The sequence below is a fragment of the Microbacterium sp. zg.Y909 genome (assembly GCF_024626565.1).
Genome location: NZ_JANJFJ010000427.1, coordinates 1 through 3,575, shown reverse-complemented (window position 1 = coordinate 3,575; position 3,575 = coordinate 1). Strand labels below are relative to the sequence as shown.

Sequence of the window (3,575 nt, the reverse complement as noted above, 5' to 3'; positions counted from 1 at the left end):
TCTCCGACGACGACCCGACGGGAAGGCTGCGACCGCCCAAGGCAGCGCGGCGTCTGCCGAAGGCGCTCACCATCGCGCAGGTGGAGGCGCTCATCGAGGCCTCGGGGCCTGCGGCATCCGATGCCCTGCCGGGCGACCTCGTTGGCCTTCGCGACCGCGCACTGCTGGAGCTGCTTTACGCCACCGGCGCGCGGATTTCGGAGATCGTCCAGCTCGACGTCGACGATCTCGCGCACGGTGACGTGCTGCGCGTGCGCGGAAAGGGCGACAAGGAGCGCATCGTGCCGATCGGCTCCTATGCGCGCACGGCGGTCGACGCGTACCTCACGCGGGTGCGGCCGGAGCTGTCGCGGCGGGGGAGTGCGACCCCGCGGCTGTTCCTGGGAGTCCGCGGCGCACCGCTGTCGCGGCAGAGCGCGTGGCTGGTCATCGGGCAGGCAGCTGAGCGCGCGGGGCTGACCGCGCACGTGTCGCCGCACACCCTGCGGCATTCGTTCGCGACGCACCTGCTGCAGGGCGGCGCCGACGTGCGCGTCGTGCAGGAGCTGCTCGGACACGCCTCGGTGGCAACGACCCAGATCTACACCTACGTCTCGCCCGACGCGCTGCGCGACGTGTATGTCACGTCCCACCCGCGGGCTCGCTGACCCGCGGGGCGCGTCGGGCCTCGTCACCTCGATCGGTGAGACGAAACCGGATGGCCGAGACAGTGGGTAATCCCCACAGTCTCGGCCGCCCGTATTCGTCTCAGCGTCTGGTGGGGCCGGGCGGGGCGGTGGTGGGTGGGGTTTGCACGGCCGGCCGATCAGCGGGCGGCGCGAGCGGGACGCCAGACTGAGGGGCATGTCGACCACTGCCGCGACCACCATTCGCCCATCGCGCGCGCTCGCCGTCTTCTGGATCGTCGCGGCAGCGGCCGGGTGGGTGGTGTCGTTCCTGCTCTACCAGGAGTACATCGGGCAGCTGACGGGAGCGGACCCGCTGTTCTCGTGCCAGATCAGCGTGCTGGTCACGTGCGGACCCAACCTGCTGTCACCCGGCGGCAACCTTCTGGGGTTCAGCAACTCGCTCATCGGCATGACGCTCTTCCTCGGCCCGATCTACGCCGGCGTGAGTGCGCTGGCCGCGCCCGACGGGCTGCGGGTGTGGTTCTGGCGCGTGTTCACCCTGTTCGTCCTCGGCGGCTTCCTGCTGGTGCACCTCTTCGCCTACCGCAGCGTCTTCGAGTACGGCTCGCTCTGCCCCTGGTGCATGGTGGTGTGGCTCGTGACCATTCCGCTGTTCTGGTTCACGCTCGGCTGGGCGCTCCGCGATGGGGTGTGGGGGCGGATGCCGCGCCTCGGCGCCGCCTTGCTGACGTGGGCGCCGCTGCTCACGGTGACGAACTACGCCCTCATCGCGATCGTGGCCCAGGTGCGGCTCGATGTGCTGGGCAGCCTCTGACCCCCCCGATTGGCGCCGACGCGCCGAGTGCTGGCAAGCTGGATGGTCATACCTCTGAACACTCAATGAGTTCCCTATGAAAAAGAGAGATCAACCATGAAGTTCGCCCGCCCCCAGCTCGCCCTCGCCGGCCTCGTCGTGCTCGGTATGACCACGCTGACCGCGTGTTCCGCCGCGTCGCTGCCGGACACCTCGTCGGAGCCCGTTCGCGACGCCGAGAGCGGCCAGGTCACCGAGAGCTCCGAAGCCGTCGACGTCTTCGCGATCCGCGTCGGGGACTGCCTCAACACCTCGGAGCTGACCGGCGAGACCGAGCTGGAGAGCGTCCCGGTCGTCCCCTGCGAGGAACCGCACGAGGACGAGGTCTACCACGCCTTCGACGTCGAGGGATCTGAGTACCCCGGCACCGACGCGCTCGCGGCCGAGGCCGACGAGACGTGCATCGCCGAGTTCGGCACCTTCGTCGGCACACCCTGGGAGGAGTCGGCGCTGGAGTACTGGCCGATGTACCCCAGCGAGCAGTCGTGGGCAGGTGGGGACCGCGAGATCCTCTGCATCGCGTACGACCCCTCGCAACTGGTCACCGGCACGCTCGCCGGCGCCGCGCGCTAGTCGCCATCGCCGGAGGGTCGCCACCGCGCGCCCTCCGGCGATCGCCGCGGTGATGGCTAGAATCGGTGCAGGCATCCCAGAGAGCAGGAGCATCGGTGGCGGGTAAGGCACAGGCGGCGAAGACCGCGGCGGGGGACACACCGATCGGTCCCACCGGTCGCCCCTATCAGGGCTTCCCGACCCCGCCGAAGCTCGACGGCCACGGTCCCGCGCGCATCATCTCGCTGTGCAACCAGAAGGGCGGCGTCGGAAAAACGACGACCACCATCAACCTCGCCGCATCGCTGGCCGAATACGGTCGCCGGGTGCTCGCTGTGGACTTCGACCCGCAGGGCGCGCTGTCGGCGGGTCTCGGCATCGCGACGCACGAGATCCCCACCATCTACGACCTGCTGCTGGACAGCAAGCGCGACCCGCACGAGGTCATCGTGCCCACCGCCGTCGAGGGCCTCGACATCCTCCCTGCCAACATCGATCTTTCGGCGGCGGAGGTGCACCTGGTCAACGAGGTCGCCCGTGAGACGATCCTCGCCCGCGTGCTGCGCAAGGTCGCGGGGGAGTACGACGTCATCCTCATCGACTGTCAGCCGTCGCTCGGTCTGCTGACCGTCAACGCGCTCACGGCGAGCCACGGCGTGCTCATCCCGCTTGAATGCGAATTCTTCGCCCTGCGCGGCGTCGCCCTGCTCATCGAGACCATCGACAAGGTGCGCGACCGCCTCAACCCGAGCATCGAGCTCGACGGCGTGCTGGCGACCATGTACGACCCGCGCACGCTGCACTCGCGCGAGGTGCTGGAGCGGGTGGTCGACGCGTTCGGCGACGACGTGCTCGAGACGGTCATCGGCCGCACCGTGAAGTTCCCGGACGCCTCGGTGTCGGGCGTTCCCATCATCGACTTCGCACCGGAGCACCCGGCTGCCCAGGCCTACCTGCGGCTGGCGCGGGAGCTGGTCGCCCGTGGCGCCGTCGCCTGACGACGACCCGTCCGCCGTCGTCGAGCCGTCGACGAAAGCCCAGGCCGAGCCGGCCGAACCCGGATTCCGCGTCTCGCTCGACGTGTTCGACGGTCCGTTCGACCTGCTGCTCTCACTCATCTCGCAGCACGAGCTGGACATCACCGAGGTCGCGCTCAGCCGGGTGACCGACGAGTTCATCGCGTACCTGCGATCGATGCAGACCGCGGAGCAGCTCGACGAGGCATCCGAGTTCCTGGTCGTCGCCGTGACGCTCCTGGACATGAAGGTGGCGGGCCTGCTGCCGCAGGGCGAGCTGGTTGATGCCGAATCGGTCGCCCTCCTCGAGGCACGGGATCTGCTCTTCGCGCGTCTGCTGCAGTACCGCGCGTTCAAAGAGGTCTCGGCCTGGTTCGCCGCCCACCTGCAGGCCGAGGACCGCCGGCACACCCGCTCGGTGCCGCTGGAGGAGAAGTACCGTCGCGCCGTGCCGGAGCTCGTGTGGACACTCTCGCCCGATGACTTCGCCGCGCTCGCGGTGGTCGCCATGGCGCCGAAGGAGAT

At 69.4% G+C, this 3,575-nt stretch carries 5 protein-coding genes; all 5 read left to right on the top strand.

Going from position 1 to position 3,575, the window contains the following annotated elements:
• On the top strand, positions 1-647 hold a 647-nt coding region (locus NQ160_RS20705), incomplete at its 5' end, for a tyrosine recombinase (protein WP_257516974.1).
• Between the two features lie 196 nt (positions 648-843).
• Complete coding sequence (locus NQ160_RS20700; RefSeq protein WP_257516973.1) at positions 844-1,443, top strand: vitamin K epoxide reductase family protein; 600 nt, start codon at positions 844-846, stop codon at positions 1,441-1,443.
• Between the two features lie 96 nt (positions 1,444-1,539).
• Complete coding sequence (locus NQ160_RS20695) at positions 1,540-2,055, top strand: septum formation family protein (protein WP_257516972.1); 516 nt, start codon at positions 1,540-1,542, stop codon at positions 2,053-2,055.
• Between the two features lie 95 nt (positions 2,056-2,150).
• Complete coding sequence (locus tag NQ160_RS20690; RefSeq protein ID WP_257516971.1) at positions 2,151-3,032, top strand: ParA family protein; 882 nt, start codon at positions 2,151-2,153, stop codon at positions 3,030-3,032.
• Positions 3,016-3,575 (top strand): segregation and condensation protein A (locus tag NQ160_RS20685; RefSeq protein WP_257516970.1); only part of this gene is annotated, 560 nt, incomplete at its 3' end. The genes NQ160_RS20690 and NQ160_RS20685, both read left to right, overlap by 17 nt.